Raw genomic sequence first — 244 nt, forward strand, 5'->3', positions numbered from 1 at the left:
CGATGCCGCCGCCGGCAAAGGCGCCGATATAGAAATAGACGAAGTCGCGCGCGCCCCCTGACTGGCCGAAGACGAGCTCCGCCCCGCAGGCGGATGTGGCGTCGTTCTGCAGATAGACCGGAAAGTCGCACTGCGCCTGGATGTCGGCGCGGATGTCGCGGTGGCGCCACTCGTCCATGATCTCGCGCGGCGCGCCCGCCGTGTCGGCCCAGCTCCACAGCTCGAACGGCATGGCTATGCCGAG

1 protein-coding gene is annotated in these 244 nt (G+C 68.4%); it reads right to left on the reverse strand.

Annotated features, from left to right (window positions below; all coding sequences use genetic code 11):
- Nucleotides 1–244 (reverse strand): ROK family protein (locus tag EOD29_RS34270; RefSeq protein WP_164764067.1); only part of this gene is annotated, 244 nt, incomplete at both ends.

It is taken from the genome of Mesorhizobium sp. M1A.T.Ca.IN.004.03.1.1, from assembly GCF_003997555.1.
Classification (GTDB): Bacteria; Pseudomonadota; Alphaproteobacteria; order Rhizobiales; family Rhizobiaceae; genus Mesorhizobium.